At 75.9% G+C, this 1,843-nt stretch carries 1 protein-coding gene; it reads left to right on the top strand.

Annotation, left to right across the window (positions count from 1 at the left end; all coding sequences use genetic code 11):
• Positions 1–1,843 (top strand): AAA family ATPase (locus BMY61_RS46995; RefSeq protein ID WP_342342569.1); only part of this gene is annotated, 1,843 nt, incomplete at both ends.

Below are 1,843 nucleotides of genomic sequence, written 5' to 3'. Positions count from 1 at the left end.
CGCTGATGCGCTGCTCGACGCCGCCAACGCCGGAGCCATCGTCTGCGTGACCGGCCCAGCCGAAGCCGCCGCACCTGCAATCGACGCAGCCTGCCAGGCACAGAACCTGCCCACCACCTGGGTCCGCCCCGGCCCGGCCAAGGGGCGCACCCAGGTAGTCAAGGCCCTCTACACCGCCCTGAACCTCGACCACCTCGGCCCCCAGCCCCGGGCCCTCGCGGCCACCCTGGACCGGATCAGCACCGAGCTCCGCCGCAGCAACCGACTGGTGATCGTCGCCGACGCCCACCGCCTGCCCACCGAGGCACTCGAACTCCTCTACGGGCTGTGGAAGCCAGGAGGAACGGAATCCTTCCCGCTGATCCTGGTAGGCGAAGACCACCTCCACAACGTCCTGCGGCGCCCCGCCCTGGCGAGCCTGCACTCCTGCGTGCACATCCGACACCGCCTCGCCCCACAGCCCGCCCCGACCCCGGAGAACCACGTCAGCCCCGCAGCCCCGAACACCATCCCCGCCCAGGACAACACCGCTGCGCCAGCCGGCGACCTTCGCGCGCACCTCCACCGGGCCACCGAGAACCGGTCCGTCCTGGTCGTCACCGGCCAGAACCCGGACGCCACGGCGATCCTCACCGAAACACTCGACGCTGCGGCGATCCAGCCCGCCCGGGTGCAGGCGATGCCGCTCGACCAACTGGTCGCCGGCCTCTTCAAGCAGCTCAGTCTCGGCAAGCGCAGCCCCCGCGACCCGGCTACCGCCGTCGTCAAGATCACCGCAGAGATGCGCCGCACGCCCCACCCGATCGTCGTCGAGGCGGCTCACAACCTGCCGCCCGACGCACTGCGCTGGCTCTACCTCCTGTGGACCAGCTCGGCCTTCCCGCTTGTCCTGGTCGGGGACGATGAGCGCCTTGGCGATCTCCTCGCTCAACCCACGCTGTCCGGCCTGCGTGACGGCGCGACCATCCACCAGGTCGTCGTTTCCGCACCCCCGCCCGCGCCCGTCACCGAGCCTGCTGGCCCGGATCATCTGGAGCCGTCTGTGCCCTCCCCCTCGCCCGCTGCCGCGCCCGTCGCCGAGCCGATCGCTGAGCCCGCTGTCGTCCCAGAGGCCGAGGCTGCAGCCCATCGTGCGGCAGTGCCGACAACGCTGCACGAGGCCCGTGCGGCCCTTCCACAGCTGATCAAGGCTGCAACCGCCGGGGAGCCGACGCCCCTCGCCCGGGGAACTCATCACGCAGTGCTGACCAGCCCCGCGAACGCGACCGCCGCAGGCTGGGACCTAGCCGGCGCCGACGTTCACGGCACCGCGGACGCCAGGAAGAAGCTCGGCGACCTGATCCAGGCCGCCGCACTCGGCCGCCCCCAGGTCCTGCGCCGCCACGTCACCCCGCTAGCCGTGCTGCTCCCGGCCAGCCCGGACGGTGCACCGCGTCCGCCTGCTGCGCCTGTAGCCGCCGCCCCGGTCGTCGCGCCCGCCGCGGTGCCCGCCTCCGCCGCCGACTCCGCGGTGCCCGCCTCCGCGCCCGCGACGCCTGCCGCCGTCGTCCCGCCCGTCGCTGCCGGGCCCGGCGCGGCCGTCCCGCCTGCCGCGCCGGCCTCCCCGGCCCCGGCCGCCGTCCCGGCCGCGCCCGGCGCCGCCTCCGTCCCGGCCGCCGCGGCCGCTGCGCCGTCGCCCGCCCCCTCCGCCGCGCCCGCTCCCGCTCCAGCTGCCGCCGCTGCGCCCGGGCCCGCCGCCGCCCCGGTGCCTGCCGCCTCGGCCGCGCCCGCGCCGGCCGTCTCCGTCCCGGCCGTCCCGGCCGCTGCGCCGGCCGCGCCCGCTGCCCCGTCGGTGTCGCGGCGT

It is taken from the genome of Streptacidiphilus jiangxiensis (assembly GCF_900109465.1).
Taxonomy (GTDB): Bacteria; Actinomycetota; Actinomycetes; order Streptomycetales; family Streptomycetaceae; genus Streptacidiphilus; species Streptacidiphilus jiangxiensis.
Note: the sequence above shows the minus strand (reverse complement) of the source record. Positions and strands in the feature narration are given on the sequence as shown.